The organism is Lysinibacillus sp. A4 (genome assembly GCF_024919535.1).
Taxonomy (GTDB): Bacteria; Bacillota; Bacilli; order Bacillales_A; family Planococcaceae; genus Lysinibacillus; species Lysinibacillus capsici.
Genome location: NZ_JANWTB010000008.1, coordinates 62,632 through 79,003 on the forward strand (window position 1 = coordinate 62,632; position 16,372 = coordinate 79,003).

Below are 16,372 nucleotides of genomic sequence, written 5' to 3' on the forward strand. Positions count from 1 at the left end.
CATGTCAGATTTTAAAATCGTTGAGAGACTCCAGAGAATTGATGTGGATATTCAAAGAAATCAATTGAAATATCATGCAAAGCGTGTTCTCATAAGCAAAGAATTTACCTTCGATGCTGCCCATCATCTACATCATTATGAAGGGAAATGTAAAAATCTACACGGGCATACCTATCGAGTCATATTAGGACTGAGTGGCTACACTGATGAACGTGGTTTGATGATCGATTTCTGCGATATAAAAGAAATATGGAAACAAAAAATAGAGATTCATTTGGATCACCGTTATTTAAATGAAACGCTTCCACTCATGAATACGACGGCAGAGAATATTGTTGTTTGGATTTACGAAAAGTTGACTGAGGCCTTGCGTGATGAAGGATATAACGGTGTACGTGTAGAGTTTATCAGGCTTTACGAGACTCCAACAAGCTATGCAGAAGCTAGAAGGGAGTGGATGGAAGTTGAGTAAAGTACCTGTTATCGAGATTTTTGGGCCAACGATTCAAGGAGAGGGTATGATCGTTGGCCAGAAGACAATGTTTGTAAGAACTGCGGGCTGCGATTATTCCTGTTCTTGGTGTGATTCATCGTTTACGTGGGATGGCAGTGGAAAGCACCTTATTGTCCAAATGACAGCGGAAGAGATTTGGTCTGAGCTGAAGCGGCTTGGAGGCAATGGTTTTTCATTTGTTACGATTTCAGGGGGGAATCCTGCACTCAATCCGAATCTAGCAGAGCTTATTGCCATTTTAAAAGAAAATGATATACAAATTGGGGTGGAAACACAGGGGAGTAGGTGGCAAAAATGGATGTATGAGGTTGATGAACTGACAATTTCACCAAAACCACCTAGCTCTGGGATGACCACAGATTACTCGGTGCTTTCTTATATCTTCGAAAAACTTGAATATCGAAACAATAATCACCATGTATCCCTTAAAATAGTCGTTTTTAATCAAGAGGATTACGATTATGCTAAACAAATTCACCATCGATATCCCATGATTCCCTTTTATCTTCAAGTCGGTAATGATAATCTCACGACAACTGATGATTCACTATTAATAATGCATTTATTGGATAAATATCGTGCACTAATTGATAGAGTAATGAAGGATGAGGATTTAAGAGATGTTAAGGTACTGCCACAGTTACATGCCCTTGTTTGGGGAAATAAAAGAGGCGTGTAGGGTGCTCTTACAAAAATTAAATTTACTTGAGGAGTAATAGTTTGAGAATATTATTTTATTTATTATCTATTGTTATTGCTAATGTGGTAACGGCAGCATTTGCACCATTCCATTTTGGTATGTTTATTGTCCCAATGGGAACGCTTTTAATTGGGGCAACCTTTATTTTTCGGGATCTAGTACAAAATAAATATGGTAGAAAAAAGACGTATTTATTTATTATTACAGCTTTAATTTTATCAGCTGTGGTGTCATTCCTACTAGGTGATACACTTTTAATTGTGGTAGCCTCAGCACTATCATTTGTTGTCGCTGAAACGGCTGATACTGAAATTTATACTCGATTAAAATTACCAATGGCTTGGCGTGTGTTCTACAGTGGTATTGTTGGAGGATTTCTAGATTCTGCAATTTTCGTAGTAATCGGCTTAAGTCCACTTGGTGCCAATATATTGCCATGGGAAGCGGTACCTGCCGCCATTTTGGGGCAAATTATTGTGAAGACGATTATACAAATGATTGGTGCAATTATTTTAAATAAAATTGGTCCAATGAAAGGGGAATATATTATTTCAGAATAATTATTCCTTATTATGAAGATATGGATTACATGTAAGCAGACCCATTCGCTTTATTCGAATGGGTCTGTTTGATTTATATTCTTTCTAATGAACCTCTTGCATTTTTTATGCTGTTTTCTTTTGATTAAGGTCTAAATGATAACTAAAGAAAGTTAGTAGACTTGCACCGACGGCAACTATACCACCGACCCATGTGACATTCATCAAATTTCCTTGATGATATACAATGCCGCCTAATGCAGACCCAAAAGCGATGCCTACGTTACTTGCCACTGGCATAAGGGAAGCAGCGAGTCCTTTAGCATCTGGTTTATAAATTTCGGCCAAATCTATTAAATACAGTTGAGTAGATGTTGTTAAGAGGATGGCCATTAGGGACATTAGTCCGATGTTCGCTAATCCTAAAATAAAATGGTTTGTTGTCCAAAATAAGCTTGTCAATACAATAGCTTGTGCGAGAAAGATAAACCGAAGTCGGCCGATGGCATTGTGAGTGGCAATTTTACCGGCAAGAATGTTGCTGAAAATCGAAAGAAAGCCGTAGCCGAATAAGATTAAACTTATAGAATTATTTGGTGCACCCATTCCCTTTAAAATAGGAACAAGGTACGTAAAGACTGCATAGGTTGCACCAAACCCGAGAGCAGGAATGAAAAAGGCAATTAAAATTCGAGGCTGAATTATTAAAGAAAATTGATCCCGTATTGAGCTTCGTACTTGGCTGAGTCGAGTAGGTAAGACGAAAAAAGATGCCGCAAACGCCAACCCTCCGAGAAGAGTGGTTAACATAAAAGTGGCATTCCAGCCGTACCATTCAGCGATTACAATTCCAATGGGTACTCCAACTACATTGGCCAGTGTAAAACCACCGAAAACAAATGATATAGCAAGGCCGCGTTTATTAATCGGCATGGTTTCGCTTGCAACAATCATGGCTAGAGAGATCAATACACCTGTTACAATCGCGGTCATAACTCGAAGTATAAGGAGCATAATATAGCTCGTTGAAATTACACACAGAGCATTTAAGGCAATGAAGGAACCTATCAAAAACAACATCCATTTACGCTTTGGAAAATGGCTTGTTGCTGACATCACGAGTGGTGTAGCGATGGCAAATGTGATGGCGAACGCAGAAACGAGTGTGCCTGCTTTTGCATTTGTCATATGAAGGCTTGAAGAAATTTCAGTTAAGATCCCAACAATAACAAATTCGCTTGTCCCGAGAACAAATGTTAATAATGCAAGTGTTAAGATAAGTAACCAATGTTGTTTGGATAACTGTGTATGATGCATAAATACCTCTTTCTTTGATGAATATAACGGTGTTACTTAGTAGACACACAATTTAAACATCATATCATAAAATGTTTTTATGAGAAATTAGATTAGTTTTCCCTATATGCTAGTGTTTGTTTTAGACAATTCTCCTCTAAAGAAGGATTTTGTAAATCTAACTCGAATTTTTTATTTGGAAGATTAACTTTAAAATTTTATCTATTGAATATGTATAAATAATGAGAGGAAAAGGGGGATTTACATGATTCAATTCCTTCAGATGGGAGCAAATACAGTTATAAGTTCCCAAAAGGGTAGTGTTACTATTAGCTACGAAATGTCTAATTCGATCGATATTTCGTTAACTGCATTCCTTTTAACGGATGCAAACAAGGTACAAGGAGATAGCGGTATTATATTTTATAATCAACCAACTAGCTTATCGGGTGCAGCTACCCTGATACCATCTGAGAACGTAGGGAATATAAAAATACATAAAATGAATTTTGACATGAGTAAAATCCCTGAAGGTATTACTAAAATAGCTATAACACTTACAGAAGATAATAGCCGAGGTTTTTCAAATGTGAAAAATTTAAAGGCAGAAATACGTACTGATAACAATATTATCAATTTAGCACCAGCTAATTTTGCAAATGAAAATGGAATCGTAGTAGTAGAATTATATCTAAGAAATAGTCAGACAAAGGTGAGATCTATTTGGCGGGGATTTGATTCTGGGTTAGAGGGGTTATGTAAAAATTACGGTGTTGAGGTTGAACCTGAAGAACAAAACAAGCTTTCTGAATCAGCAACTATAAAAAAACAAATGCTGATAGAACCTGATCAATCATTAAATGTTCCAGAAAGTACAAATAGACAAAACATGTTACCGATAAATCTTGAAAAGGTAAAGGGGAATGTCAGTCTCACCAAAGGTCAAAAGCCAGTTATCATTGATAAAACACCTGAAATTACTGCTACTGTATCATGGAAAACCGGTACTGACTACGATATATATGCTTTAGTCTATACAAAGGATGGTCAGCAGATCGATGTAGCTATGTTTGGGGCGAAAAAAACACCCCCACTTAGGAGTTTTCACAACGGGGTAGTCGAACATATGGGGGATGTTGGGAGAGATGCTGGTTCAACAAAAACTGAAGTAATCAAATTGAGATTAAATAATAATGTTTTAGCTGTTGTTCCTGTGGTTTACTCCGCCCAATCAAATGGCACAGGCTCATTCTACAGATATAAGGTGTCCATGAGTATAGATAATCATAATGGAACCTCCGTTACTATTTTTGCTAAAAATGCTAATAATAATGATAGAATTTATTCCTGTGTGCCTGGAATACTTCATAATACTTCAGATGGTGTGATTATCAGCCCATTAGAGCTTTATAGTGAACCAAATTCTGAACGTAGACCTAAGCTGAAGATGGGCTCTTCTAATATGGTAGAAGTTCTAATGGATAAAGGCCCAATAAATGATTACAAGTAAAAGCAAATAAAAAGGAGAGTGGCGATAGCCAATCTCCTCTTATTTTTTCTCCTTTAGTTCGTGGGCAATATACGCAGCTAGTAATTCACGGACTTCATTCGTAGAATGTGCATTCAGTAATTGAACTCTCAATTGACTAGCTCCTTTGAAGCCACGTACATATATTTTAAAGAAACGTTGTAATGCTTTAAATGAACGTGTTTCGAATTCCTTGGAATAGTGGTCATGAAGATTAAGGTGTAAGTATAGTAAATTAAGGTATTCCTTAGGGCTATGCTCTTTAGGTTCCTTTTCAAAGGCAAATGGGTTTGAAAACACCCCGCGACCAATCATTACACCATCGATACCGTATTGCTCAACTAGTTTTAGACCTGTTAAACGATCAGGAATATCACCGTTGATCGTCAGTAATGTTTGGGGAGCAACTTCATCACGTAGTTTTTTGATATCTCCAATTAATTCCCAATGTGCAGCAACCTTGCTCATCTCTTCCCGTGTACGGAGATGAATAGAAAGATTGGCGATATCCTGTTTTAAAATATGTGTAAGCCACTCACGCCATTCTGTTACATCTGTAAAGCCAAGTCTTGTTTTGACACTAACGGGTAAGCCCCCTGCTTTGGCTGCTTGAATAATATCTGCGGCTCGTTCAGGATAAAGAATTAATCCAGCTCCTTTACCTCTTTCTGCTACATTATCAACTGGGCAGCCCATATTAATATCAATTCCCTTAAAGCCTAGTTCCTTCATACCAATACTCATTTGACGAAAATGTTCAGGGTTGTCCCCCCAAATATGTGCAACAATAGGCTGTTCATCTTCTGTAAAAGCTAAGCGGTTACGCACATTATCTAACCCATCTGGATGACAATAGCTCGTCGTATTGGTGAATTCCGTAAAATATACATCGGGTCTCCCTGCTTCCTGAATGACATGACGAAATACAACATCTGTCACATCCTCCATTGGAGCTAAAATGAAGAATGGCCGTGGTAAATCAAGCCAGAAATTTTTTTGATTCATTGCTAAAAATCCTCTCTTTCCAAAATACTACCTTGCAAAAAGATATCATATTTACTTTATTTCTACATAGTTAATTGGCTTAGCTTAAGGATAGAAATACATCATTGTAAGTAGACTTAGGCTCTCTTAGATTAGAAAGTAATCATAAAAGTCCAACAAAAACCTGTATTACCCATAATGATATAATATGTAATATAATGTAGAAATTTAGGGGGAGAGTTGAAGTGGGAAAATGTGAATATAAAACAATCGGTATGAATGATATACCCACAATGGCTGAATTACTGGTAAATAGACAGAGCCTTGAAGGTGAAGTATATCCATTTCTAAACAACAGCTGTCTTAATGCTGAACATATAACAAATATGCTTGAAAACTTATTTGCTCATAATACTATTAAGGGGGTTGGAGCATTTATTAAAGATGACCTAGTAGGATATTTAATCGGAGTCATCAAGAATGACTCCCTAAGAGGCAGACATGTATGGGTACCATATGAAGGATTGGCAATCAGAAAGGATCAATCCGCTGAGCTTATTAGAAAATTATATGCAGAGATTTCAGTGATATGGCTAGAGCAAGGTTGCTTTATGCATTACACGATCATCCCTCTTGGAAATCAGGCTTACTATGATGCCTACCAACGATTAAGCTTTTCTATACAACAAGTACATGGGGTCATGAACATTGGGGATTATAAACCATTTGAGAATATATGTAATGCAGAGATTAGGGTTGCAAATAAAATGGATAGTGAAATGCTGGGGAAAATGTCTAGGATCATTCAATCGTATCAAAACTCCACACCTACATTTGAGCCTGTATTCCCTGAGGTTGTCATGAGCATAAAAGACTCATATAAAAATATAGTAGAGGAGAATGATGATACATGTTTCGTTGCAGTAAAGGATGGGCAGGAATTAGGATTTCAAAAATATTATCCTATACATTCAGATTTGATGACACCTGAGCATGCAATAGAGCTAACGATTGCAGGTACTTACTCTTCTCAAATGGGAAGAGGTGTGGGAAAAAAGCTGATGAATGAAGGCTATAGAAGGATGAAAGAGGCGGGCTATGAGAATATCATTACAGATTGGAGAATAACTAATCTTGCTGCATCGACATTTTGGCCTAAGTGCGGTTTTAAGCCAGTAGCTTATAGAATGGTTAGGTACATTAACAGTGATATAGCTTGGGCAAACTTTAATAACCCAAGTATAGGGTTATTGTAAATTTAGTTAGATATTTCAAATTCTGCTGTTATGGAGGATTCAAACAGCTGACTAGGCACTTAAAATTTAGTTTTAGATTGCTTGCCTATATTTCGTAAATATTGACATTTATTTTTTAGACAACTAAGCTTAATGGAAAAATAGTGCTGGGGGGCTGCCAGTGGAATTTATTAAATTAAATTGTCCAAATTGTAATGGGAAAATTGAATATAAAGAAGAGCAAACATTCAAATGTCCTTTTTGTGACACGGAAATCATGTTGAAAGAGAATAAAATTTATTATGTTGATCAAACGATTAATAATTATTATGGAACAGCTTCTCCGAATACAACATCCCGTCCAAAAACAAATTTAAAGCTGCTCTTTATGATACCAATTGTCATGATGTGTGTATTCCTTGGGTATTTTCTTTTAAGTAGTAATCAAACAGAGGATGGAAACCGTGAAGAACTATCCGTTCGAACAATGCCTGAAAGTGAAGTTCTTCTGTTCTTTTTAAAAGATATTTTTGATAAAGGTGGGACGATGCCAGCAAAAGAAGAGATTGCAAGTATTCGATATTTGGCTGCCTACTATTCTGATGATCAATGGCATTTTGATTATAGTCTAGAAGATACTTTTACAAATAAGGAAGCTAAAATTTCTACTTATATCATTATGGATAAATTATTAAATACGCAAAAAATTGAACAAAAGGACTTTGAGGCCTTTACTGGATTAACGGTTTTAAAGCTCATGAATGATTATGAAATATCACAAAGTGAAAAAGTAAGCTTCCAACATCTTGAAAACTTAAAAAGTTATACAGGTAGTTTTAATGAATCATTTAGTAAAATCGCAGGATATTTTAGTGATAAGTCAAATGTTAAAGAGCTCTCTATCCAAATAAGAAGTAATGATGAACTTGCTTTATTATTAGAGTTCCCCAATCTTCAATCGCTTGAACTATCTTATGTGGCTGAAGAGGTGACAGATTTTCAGATTCTAAATAAATTATCGCTGAAATCACTTTCCTTAAAATCAATCAATGATTTAAAGTGGCTGTCAACACTAACTAATCTAGAATCGTTAGCAATAGACATTAGTGAAGCTACGGATTTTAGCCCACTTTACTCATTGACTCAATTACAAGAATTGAAGCTTACGTCAGTAAGAAATTTAAAAACGCTTGATTTTATACAAAACATGCCTAAACTACAATCTTTAGATCTTGAAAACATGAATATCATCAATTTAGATAGACTTAGAAATATGTCATCTTTAACAAAGCTACGTTTAGCTTCTCCTGGTCAAGTGGAATTGTTGGATATGGTTAACAGTCTAACGTCATTGACGGAGTTATCGTTAACTGGCTATCATGGTGATATTTCATCGATTGTAGCGCCCCATTTGAAAAAGGCGGAGCTGAAGAGTTCATTTTTACCAAAGCTAGAGGCACCCGCTTTAAGAGATTTGACGGTTTCTATAAGTGGATCGGATTCGCAATTGAATGGTGCAGAACTACTGAAATATCCACAGCTAGAACAGCTTACAGTCATGGAGTATGGAACTCTTACAGGTATTCGTTCATTAAATGACCTACCTCATTTGCAAGCAATCAATTTAAATGAGACTCTCTTTTATGAAACCAATGACTTATTCAATTTACAGCATGTAAAAATGTTAAACTGCCATGAATGTAATTTTCAGGTGAATAGCAAGCCATTTACGAACAACGTGCTGGAGCATTTAACTTTAAATGATGTCTCCATTCAAATTGGTAATGGGGAATGGATGCAAGAAGTAGATAAGATCATGCCTTACTTTGCTGGCTTTACAAATTTACGTTCATTCACTTTACAAGATAATTCACTACAATCGTTAAATTTCTTGGGAAATTGGCAACAAATAGAGGTGCTCCATTTAGAAAATAATGCCATTTTGAATGTAGAACCTTTAGTGAATTTGCCTAACTTAAAAAAGCTATATATTTTAGGGAATCAGGTACAAAATCAATCTGTATTAGACAAAGGGATTGAAATTTATTGACGCTATACTTATTATAAAACGTGAAATAATTAAATTTAGGCTACTCCTAATTTTTCAAACTTTAATGAATTGTATAGTACAGTAATTAAAACCGATATCTCAGTACATTTTAAAGATGCAAAATTAAAATTAGTAAAAAGTAAAAAAATTCTTTTAGAAACATACTTACAATACAAGCCATTATCTTGGTTTGTACTGTAAGTATTTTTTTGTTATATAGCATTTGGAATATTCTGATCATATGACCTTATGGTATTTAAACAATATTTATAAAAAGCTTCAGAAAAAATTGACAATAAGATTATTGTAATTTAAAGTTAAGTAAAGTTAACTAAACTAAATGGTTTATTGATAGGGGATGATATTATTGAGGCTGTTTGAAGAGATATTAATTGTAGTGCATATTATATGGTTATTTTCTTTTCTTATTAAATTTGATGTAAAAATAAAATTAATAACTAACATCAGTGCATTTATCGTTTTAATTATTCATTTGGGGTTTGAGGGTTATCGATGGCAAATGGGATTAAGTTATATTTTATTTATTCTTTTAACTGTATTAACAATGAATGTACTCATACAAACGAACAGAAAAAAAGTAAAATCCATGGTTGGGAACGTGAAAAATAAAAGAAAGGTAAGAAAGTTTTTATATATCTTATTTATTATCATTTACTCGATTAGTAGCTTTGTGTTAGTAACAGTCATGCCTGTTTTTCAACTTCCTAAGCCTACAGGACCTTTTGAAGTAGGCATGAATTCAAGACATCTGAAAGACGAATCCAGGCAGAGCTCAGCACAAAAAGTTCGGGAATTGATGATACAGATATGGTATCCGACAGATGTGGAAAAGGATGTGAAGGAAACACATTATGAACCCTTCCCATACGAAGAATGGTCAGGAACAATGGAATTCATTTTTTCTACACCGCGCGTTTTATTTGAATATTTAAAGTATGGACAAACTAATAGTATAAAAGATGTAGCTGTAACCAATAAACACGAAAAATTCCCTGTACTATTATTTTCTCATGGATATGGCAGTACAAGAATGCAAAATTTTTCTCAAATGGAGGAAATGGCGAGCCATGGATATATTGTTGTAAGCATTGACCATACAGATGATGCAGCTTATACGAAGTTTCCAGATGGAAGAGAAATAATGAATCAGAAAAACGCATATTCTTATTCCTTTAATATTGCAGATGAAAAAGATGTTAAAACTCGATCGACAGACATGAGCTATGTGATTGATCAATTAACTATCATAAATGATGAGGATCCTGTAGATTTATTTACTGGAAAGTTAGATATGAACAAAATAGGTATATTTGGTCATTCATATGGAGGTTCAACAGCTGCTCAAGCATTGTTGGATGATAGAAGAATTTCAGCAGGAATCAATATAGATGGTCCATTGCATGAGCCAGTAGCCAGCTCAGGATTTAATCAGCCTTTTATGTTTATTTTAGATGAAAATTATCTTTACATACCTGATGAAGAAATACAATATACGAATATAACTACAGAAGAATTTCAAAAGTACCATGATAAAATTACAGAGCTTGCTGATTATCACTATAAGGAGGGGATCAGGGGAGATACCTTTATGCTCACTTTTATAGCAGGAGATCATTATTCTTTTACTGATTTCCCTTATCTCTCTCCTTTATTGTCATGGAATATTGATATAGATCATTTTCATGAAGTTATGAATAAGTATATTTTGGCCTTTTTTGATCAATATGTGAAGGGCGAAGCGCCTGATCCATTGCTTAGAAAAGAGATAATAGAAGACCAGTTTTACTATTTCGAAGCTAATATTAAAAATGATTAATAGTTTAAAATAATATAGTTGTGTAGGAAAACTGTAATATATTTCTTTATACATTATTCGAACATTATAAATTAGGATGAAATTTTCAAAGGTATTCTTTATTTCTGAATCATTTTTTCTAAATCTACAATTAAAGTTAATTTAATCTAATCTACCAAAGACAGTCTTTGCTACACTGTTTGAAAAATGGGTAAGCTTAGATAGGTAGATAATTTTATTAGTCCTTAATCAATTTGATTTTTATTTCCGACAATTTTATTTAATGTATCAAGAATATTTTTTAACTCTATTAAGCTTGCTTTGGAATAATATTTTTCCACAAGAATTTCATCGATTTTTTTAATAAGCTGATGAAACTCTTTTCCTCTATTTCCAAGATAAATAAAGGTCTCTCTACGGTTTGTTAAATTTTCTTGACGATAAATCATATTCATTTCTTCAAGTTTTGAAATAACTTGGCTAACTGCACTTTTTGAAATATCGAAATGAGTTGCTAAATCTTTTGCAATAACTGGTTCATTTCGAATTATATAACTCATAATAATTTCCTGTTGGGGGGTTAAGTGGAAATTCTGTAATTCTTCGACCTCTTTTGTTTCTTGTAAAACTAACAATTTAAACTGCTCAAATTGTTGATTGATTTTGTCTATTATTATTAAATAATCATGCACAGATTTATCATCCTTCATATATCTATTTAAATCTTTTTAGTTAAGTTAATTTTGCTTAACTAATATATATTTGTCAATTTTAAAGGTATAGATGAACTATAGACAATTGTACATTTAATGAAAGAAACATCTTTTTCATTAAACAAAATGAAGATTAAAAGAGTATATACGGATTATTAAAAGGGTGTGGACATTTTTAAAGTGTCAGAAATTTATAAGTGATCCATGTGTGAATATCCTAGTAGTGATTTTAAATTTATGAAAAAGAACAATGAACCGAGATTGAATTGAATAATCAGGAAGTATGATACATTAATGTATTTATGTTTCCTCATGACTTCAGATAAAATGGGCGTAGGATTAAAGAACCTATGCCCATTTTTTATAAGTTATTAAGATTTGTCCTACAGTTTGGATAGTTTTATAATGAATGGATGCTTAACAGGAGGAGTTGAAAGGATATGTTTGTTCGTAATAAAGGTTTGTATTTTATGCTATCTCTGCTAGCCATTATTGTTGTTTTGACAGGTTGTGGTACAGCTAAGGATAGTGAGAAAACTGAGGGAAACACGGCTAAAGAAACACAAGAAGCAGTGGATTATGCGTCAAAAGTGAAGGAAAATCCAATTGTGACGATTACGATGAGCAATGATGAAAAAATTGTTATTGAATTGGAGCCTACTGTAGCACCGAATACTGTAGCTAACTTTATTGCTTTAGTAAAAGATGGATTCTATGATGGTCTTATTTTCCACCGAGTTATTCCTGATTTTATGATTCAGGGTGGAGATCCTAAAGGGAATGGTACTGGAGGACCTGATTATTCGATTGATGGTGAGTTTACCTCAAATGGATTTGAAAATAATATGAAGCATGAACGTGGTGTTATTTCGATGGCTCGTTCAGATGATCCAAACTCAGCAGGCTCACAATTTTTCATTATGGTAAAGGCAGCATCACATCTTGATGGAAAATATGCTGCTTTTGGCAAGGTGATTGCAGGTATGGAAACAGTTGATGCCATTGTTGGAGCAGAGCGAGATGCTACAAATAAACCACTAGAAGATCAGCAGATGAAAAAGGTAGAGGTGGATACAAAGGGCTTTGATTATCCAGCACCTAAGGTAAACAAATAGTTTTCGTCCCAATGCTATTGGTTAAAATCTATACTATAAACATTAAAAAGGCTAAATCAATTGAGATTTGGCCTTTTATATTTGTTAAAAAATTGAAATTATAAATATTTTTGAGTAATATGAGAAGAAATTTAAGATTGAGCGATGTTTTATATAAAGGATCCTTTATGTTTGTGGAAGAAAGGGTGTTTGCATGAGGGTAACAGATGAAAATTTTATAAAACATCTTAAGAAAAAACGAGAAGAAGCACTTCAATATGTCATTGATGAATATATGGGGATTATCAAAGCGATTATTTATAATGCTCTAAAATCCTATAATGATCCTCAAATAATAGAGGAATGTATTAGTGATACATTTCTAGGGGCTTATGAAAATGCTAAACAATTTAGAGGCGATAAAGAGGATTTTAGAAGATGGATTTGCACGATAGCAAAGTTTAAAGCCATTTCGAAACAAAGAAGGTTGTCTAAAACGCCATATTTTTATGAGCTAAATGAAACAGGTGAAGCCGCAATATCGGCTGAAGAGGAATACTTAATCAAGACAACAACGGAGGAAGTGCTCATCATGATGACGCAATTAGAGCAATTAGACCGTGATATTTTTACGATGAAATACTTTTTAAATATGAAAAACGAAGAAATTGCTACTCATTGTGGTTTAACAAAAGCCGCTATTGATAATCGATTATATCGTGGGAAAAAACGATTACAGCAAATTCGTTTGGGGGGAAGTATGACATGAAAAAGCTGTATAAACAATTTAATGATTTAAATCTTGATATAAATATAGAGCCGATGGAAGTGAGCTCGCTTGAAAAAGAGAGAGTGAAAAGAAATGTCATGAGGGTCAAAAAGAAAAGGCATTTCATTAAAAATTTTATTGTTGCAGCTACTTTTTTTATTGCATCCAGCATGACACTTGGTTATACGTTTCCTACATTTGCTGCAAATTTACCGTTTATCGGAAGTATATTCGAATTGTTTATTGATGATGAAAGGTATGTATTTAACAATTATGATCAGTATTCTACAAGTGTTGGAGTGAGCCAAGAAAGTAATGAAGTTGAAGTCACTGTCACAGATGCTGTATATGATGGCGAAAATATTACTATTGCTTACACTATTAAAAGTGAAAAGGATTTAGGAGAAAGGCCAGTTTTATATGGTGACAATCGTGAACTAACTGCTAAGGAATTTGGAAATAGGTATCGATATGGAGGCTATTCAACAAATTATATGGTTCAAAAGATAAACAGCAATGAGTATGCAGTATTGCATATTTTTGAACTCATTAGAGGCTCTAAGCCCGAGCAAGTTCACATTAATTTTCAAGGAAATCAAATTGTTGATTTAAATAATGTAAATAATTCAGTAGCAGGGGACTGGGCATTTGAATTTACTTTAGAGAAGCTTGAAAGTAAAACAATAAGGGTGGAAAAGGATAGTATGAAAACAGAAGGGGAAGGTATAAAAATTGAAGCTTTTAAAATAACGAAAACACCTATCGCTACAACATTTTATCTTTCCGAAGAAGTCTTGGTGGGAAAAGAAAATGAAGCTTGGCGAGGAGTTTTCATTGACTATATTGTGACAGATGATTTAGGGAATGATTATAATGTCATTCATTTTAGAGGAACTAGTCATACTACAGATTTCAAAGGGCGTGAAAATTTTCCACGTATTGTTGTAAACAAATTTGATGAACAAGCTACCTCGATTAGGATTACCCCTGTAGTAGGTGTATACAAAATTAAGGATAGCACAGGGGCATTAGAACCGATAAAAGAGCCATATACATTAAAGCCTATTGCTGTACCGTTCCGATAAAGTAAAAAATTTAAAGAGTATGTAAGAAGAACAACCTTACATACTCTTTTACTTATCATCTTTCTTTGGGATTGAAATAAGCCATAAAAAATCATCTTCTATTAATATTTGAATGTCTTGCCCCTGATGAATTAGCTGCTCAGCTTTATGCTGCTTGGCGCTTATACCCCTACGTTTATTACCAAGAACAACGAAATCAGTATGTTGTGTAACAGCTCCCTGTAAATACCCTCCATAGGCTTTTACTTGTTTGGCGGCTTCGGATCGTGTCATGGTAGAAAGGGCGCCTGTGAATACAATTTGTTTGTTATAAAAGGGGTGGGTTAGATTTTCAACTGGATCAGAAAAGAAAATGATTTCTGAGTTATTCTTATTGATCATATTCGTTACTCCTTAAAAAATTAATCGATAAATAAATCCACAAAATTTTATATGTATGCTACATTAAAATTAAAAATATAAAGAGGTACATAGACATGAATTCGCAATTGACTGCTTTCATTACTCTTAGCTGTACATCAGGTGTACTAAATTTGTATTTATGTTTATACGTATTTCTAAAACGCTACAATTATACAAAAATTGCTCAATTGTTTATTAGTTATACCGCATTAATTGCGGTATATTGTTTTGCCTCTGCTTTTGGTTTAATCGCTACAACATTGAGTGCCATAAAGGTTTGGACGGCCATCCAATATGTAGGTATGGCTTTTTCAACGCCTCTCGGATTATTGTTTATCATGCAATACCTAGGCTTTCATCTGACAAGGAAAAAGATAATGGCTCTTCTTGCCATTCCATTTATTAGCTTAATCATGGTTGCTACAAATGATATACACCATTTTCATTATAGAGTATTTGAAATAGATCCTATATTAGGGGCACCTTATGTTCATCAGGAAATTGGTATATGGTATATCATTCATGGCATATTTACTTTTGGCTGTATGTTCGTATCCTTCTTATTAGTATTAATCCATTGGAAAGAGACTACTAAGGCCTACCGGCAACAATTAATTGCCTTAATGTGTGGTCAACTTATTCCTATGATAACAGCATTCATCTATTTATTGGGCTTAACACCTCAAGGAGTTGATCCTGTTCCTATGGTATTATGGGCTTCTTCATTTTTATATTTATGGTCTATTAATTCCTCACGATTATTTAGGGTGATGCCTGTTGCCAAGGATGCAATATTTCATAGTATCAATGATGGGGTTATTGTGTTAGATGAATCTGCTCGATTAATAGAGTTTAATCAAGCCTGCAGCAAGGTATTTCCTCAGCTAACTAGATTCATGATTGGTAGGGATATTGGGGAAACATGGATTGAAGTAACTGGACAATTGATGCCATTTACATTGGAGGCAGTGGTGAATACGCAAGACATCGAGATGGTGCTTTCTGATCATACTTATCAAGTGCGTGTTACAGAGCTGCAACATGTTAATCATGGTAAGGGGTTATTACTTATTTTCACTGATATAACAGAGTTGAAGGAGCTACAAAGACAGTTAGAGCAACTCGCTTTTTACGATGAACTTACACAAATTTATAATCGTCGAGCTTTTTTTCAACAATGTAATCAGGCTTACAGCGAGGCAAGAGAATCATCCTCAGCTTTTACTGTCATTTTAATGGACATCGATCATTTTAAAAACGTCAATGATACGTATGGGCATGCTATCGGTGATCAATTACTAGTTCATGTCGTAAAGGTTTGTCAGAGTGTGTTGAAAAAAGGAGAACTGTTTGCACGGTATGGCGGTGAGGAATTTGTTCTTGCACTCAAGGACTCTACATTATTAGAGGGGCAAGCATTAGCTAATTTGCTCTGTAATAGCGTAGAATCCCAGCCACTTATGACTACTGAGGGAGCAATTCGTACTACTATTAGCTGTGGTGTAGCAGAAGGTACAAAGGGACAAGAGACACTGTATCAGCTATTAAACAATGCGGACAAAGCACTGTATGCGGCAAAACAAGCAGGACGTAACCGAGTACATGTTTTTCTAGAATAAAAAAGCTAACATATACAATCATTGAGGC

15 protein-coding genes are annotated in these 16,372 nt (G+C 34.5%); 11 read left to right on the plus strand and 4 right to left on the minus strand.

Translation table 11 applies throughout. The annotated features are described in order from the left end of the window. Position 1 precedes the first annotated feature (1 nt). From queD to NY607_RS16720, 3 genes are read left to right on the plus strand one after another with little or no spacing between them, the layout of a single operon-like run. Positions 2-472 (plus strand): 6-carboxytetrahydropterin synthase QueD, encoded by a 471-nt coding sequence (gene queD, locus NY607_RS16710; RefSeq protein WP_259420021.1) that lies wholly within the window; start codon positions 2-4, stop codon positions 470-472. Further along, complete coding sequence (gene queE / locus NY607_RS16715) at positions 465-1,193, plus strand: 7-carboxy-7-deazaguanine synthase QueE (protein WP_237898955.1); 729 nt, start codon at positions 465-467, stop codon at positions 1,191-1,193. The genes queD and queE overlap by 8 nt, the downstream gene beginning before the upstream one ends. Positions 1,194-1,234: 41 nt before the next feature. Next, on the plus strand, positions 1,235-1,774 hold the full coding sequence (locus NY607_RS16720; RefSeq protein WP_131521743.1) for a VUT family protein: 540 nt from the start codon (positions 1,235-1,237) through the stop codon (positions 1,772-1,774). Between the two features lie 105 nt (positions 1,775-1,879). Here the strand turns inward: NY607_RS16720 and NY607_RS16725 are convergent, their stop codons facing one another. Continuing rightward, positions 1,880-3,070 carry an MFS transporter gene (locus NY607_RS16725; protein WP_259420022.1) on the minus strand — a complete coding sequence of 397 codons (1,191 nt, stop codon included), beginning with the start codon at positions 3,068-3,070 and terminating at the stop codon, positions 1,880-1,882. 244 nt (positions 3,071-3,314) lie between these two features. Here NY607_RS16725 and NY607_RS16730 point away from each other — a divergent pair, with 244 nt between their 5' ends. Further along, positions 3,315-4,559, plus strand: a complete 1,245-nt coding sequence (locus NY607_RS16730) for a TerD family protein (RefSeq protein WP_259420023.1) — start codon at positions 3,315-3,317, stop codon at positions 4,557-4,559. A 39-nt stretch (positions 4,560-4,598) separates the two neighbouring features. Here NY607_RS16730 and NY607_RS16735 read toward each other — a convergent pair whose 3' ends face one another. Continuing rightward, complete coding sequence (locus NY607_RS16735; protein ID WP_259420024.1) at positions 4,599-5,582, minus strand: tRNA dihydrouridine synthase; 984 nt, start codon at positions 5,580-5,582, stop codon at positions 4,599-4,601. 224 nt (positions 5,583-5,806) lie between these two features. On the opposite strand from NY607_RS16735, the gene NY607_RS16740 reads away from it, so the two are divergent. The 3 genes from NY607_RS16740 (at position 5,807) to NY607_RS16750 (ending at position 10,683) form a co-directional block, all read left to right on the plus strand. Further along, the gene (locus tag NY607_RS16740; RefSeq protein ID WP_259420025.1) at positions 5,807-6,817 is read left to right on the plus strand and encodes a GNAT family N-acetyltransferase; all 1,011 of its coding nucleotides are present in this window, start codon (positions 5,807-5,809) and stop codon (positions 6,815-6,817) included. A 160-nt stretch (positions 6,818-6,977) separates the two neighbouring features. Next, entirely contained in the window at positions 6,978-8,846 is a 1,869-nt protein-coding gene (locus NY607_RS16745; RefSeq protein ID WP_259420026.1) for a leucine-rich repeat domain-containing protein, read from the plus strand. Between the two features lie 367 nt (positions 8,847-9,213). After that, positions 9,214-10,683 carry an alpha/beta hydrolase family protein gene (locus NY607_RS16750; RefSeq protein WP_259420027.1) on the plus strand — a complete coding sequence of 490 codons (1,470 nt, stop codon included), beginning with the start codon at positions 9,214-9,216 and terminating at the stop codon, positions 10,681-10,683. 224 nt (positions 10,684-10,907) lie between these two features. Here the strand turns inward: NY607_RS16750 and NY607_RS16755 are convergent, their stop codons facing one another. Next, positions 10,908-11,354: a MarR family winged helix-turn-helix transcriptional regulator gene (locus tag NY607_RS16755; protein ID WP_259420028.1), complete on the minus strand. Its 447-nt coding sequence runs from the start codon at positions 11,352-11,354 to the stop codon at positions 10,908-10,910. 461 nt (positions 11,355-11,815) lie between these two features. On the opposite strand from NY607_RS16755, the gene NY607_RS16760 reads away from it, so the two are divergent. From NY607_RS16760 to NY607_RS16770, 3 genes are all read left to right on the plus strand, one after another. Then, the gene (locus NY607_RS16760) at positions 11,816-12,490 is read left to right on the plus strand and encodes a peptidylprolyl isomerase (RefSeq protein ID WP_259420029.1); all 675 of its coding nucleotides are present in this window, start codon (positions 11,816-11,818) and stop codon (positions 12,488-12,490) included. A 193-nt stretch (positions 12,491-12,683) separates the two neighbouring features. Continuing rightward, positions 12,684-13,238 (plus strand): sigma-70 family RNA polymerase sigma factor, encoded by a 555-nt coding sequence (locus tag NY607_RS16765; RefSeq protein ID WP_259420030.1) that lies wholly within the window; start codon positions 12,684-12,686, stop codon positions 13,236-13,238. After that, a complete protein-coding gene (locus NY607_RS16770; protein WP_259420031.1) occupies positions 13,235-14,323 on the plus strand; it encodes a DUF4179 domain-containing protein in 1,089 nt (362 codons plus the stop codon). Before NY607_RS16765 ends, NY607_RS16770 begins: the two co-directional genes overlap by 4 nt. A gap of 48 nt (positions 14,324-14,371) precedes the next feature. Here NY607_RS16770 and NY607_RS16775 read toward each other — a convergent pair whose 3' ends face one another. Further along, positions 14,372-14,704 carry a BRCT domain-containing protein gene (locus NY607_RS16775; RefSeq protein ID WP_131521751.1) on the minus strand — a complete coding sequence of 111 codons (333 nt, stop codon included), beginning with the start codon at positions 14,702-14,704 and terminating at the stop codon, positions 14,372-14,374. 95 nt (positions 14,705-14,799) lie between these two features. On the opposite strand from NY607_RS16775, the gene NY607_RS16780 reads away from it, so the two are divergent. Then, positions 14,800-16,344 (plus strand): histidine kinase N-terminal 7TM domain-containing diguanylate cyclase, encoded by a 1,545-nt coding sequence (locus NY607_RS16780; RefSeq protein WP_237898939.1) that lies wholly within the window; start codon positions 14,800-14,802, stop codon positions 16,342-16,344. Positions 16,345-16,372 lie beyond the last annotated feature (28 nt).

Excerpts from the sequence above, each read along its gene's own strand:
- queD (WP_259420021.1), top strand. The coding sequence starts at position 2 with ATGTCAGATTTTAAAATCGTTGAGAGACTCCAGAGAATTGATGTGGAT.
- NY607_RS16725 (WP_259420022.1), bottom strand. The coding sequence starts at position 3,070 with ATGCATCATACACAGTTATCCAAACAACATTGGTTACTTATCTTAACA.
- NY607_RS16730 (WP_259420023.1), top strand. The coding sequence starts at position 3,315 with ATGATTCAATTCCTTCAGATGGGAGCAAATACAGTTATAAGTTCCCAA.
- NY607_RS16735 (WP_259420024.1), bottom strand. The coding sequence starts at position 5,582 with ATGAATCAAAAAAATTTCTGGCTTGATTTACCACGGCCATTCTTCATT.
- NY607_RS16760 (WP_259420029.1), top strand. The coding sequence starts at position 11,816 with ATGTTTGTTCGTAATAAAGGTTTGTATTTTATGCTATCTCTGCTAGCC.
- NY607_RS16765 (WP_259420030.1), top strand. The coding sequence starts at position 12,684 with ATGAGGGTAACAGATGAAAATTTTATAAAACATCTTAAGAAAAAACGA.
- NY607_RS16770 (WP_259420031.1), top strand. The coding sequence starts at position 13,235 with ATGAAAAAGCTGTATAAACAATTTAATGATTTAAATCTTGATATAAAT.
- NY607_RS16775 (WP_131521751.1), bottom strand. The coding sequence starts at position 14,704 with ATGATCAATAAGAATAACTCAGAAATCATTTTCTTTTCTGATCCAGTT.
- NY607_RS16780 (WP_237898939.1), top strand. The coding sequence starts at position 14,800 with ATGAATTCGCAATTGACTGCTTTCATTACTCTTAGCTGTACATCAGGT.